Source organism: Streptomyces sp. SID13666 (assembly GCF_010548325.1).
Lineage (GTDB): Bacteria > Actinomycetota > Actinomycetes > Streptomycetales > Streptomycetaceae > Actinacidiphila > Actinacidiphila fildesensis.
Genome location: NZ_JAAGLX010000217.1, coordinates 1 through 410, shown reverse-complemented (window position 1 = coordinate 410; position 410 = coordinate 1). Strand labels below are relative to the sequence as shown.

Genomic DNA, 410 nt, shown 5'->3' with positions numbered 1-410 from the left:
CGGAAACCTGCCGATCGCCGTCGGCTTCGGCAACGGCATCGGCGCCCCGGCCGGCTACCTCTTCGCCACCCTCGTCCTGACGGTCTTCGCCGTCGGCTACGTCGCCATGGCCAAGCGGATCACCGCCGCCGGAGCCTTCTACGGGTACATCTCCCACGGGCTCGGCCGGGTCGCCGGCATGGCCTCCGGCATGCTCGCCGTCCTCGCGTACATCGTCTTCGAGGCCTCCATCGTCGGCGTCTTCTCGTACTTCGCAAAGACGACCGTCCACGACCAGCTCGGCGTCGACCTCCCCTGGATCCTCTACGCCGCCGCGATGCTCGGCATCACCGCCGTCCTCGCCCACTTCGACATCAACCTCACCGCCAAGGCCCTCGGCGCCATGCTGGTCGGCGAGATAGCCGTCCTGT

General features: G+C 68.5%; 1 pseudogene. It reads left to right on the top strand.

The features are described from left to right. Nucleotides 1–410, top strand: a pseudogene (locus G3I60_RS44170) (APC family permease); the annotation flags it as partial.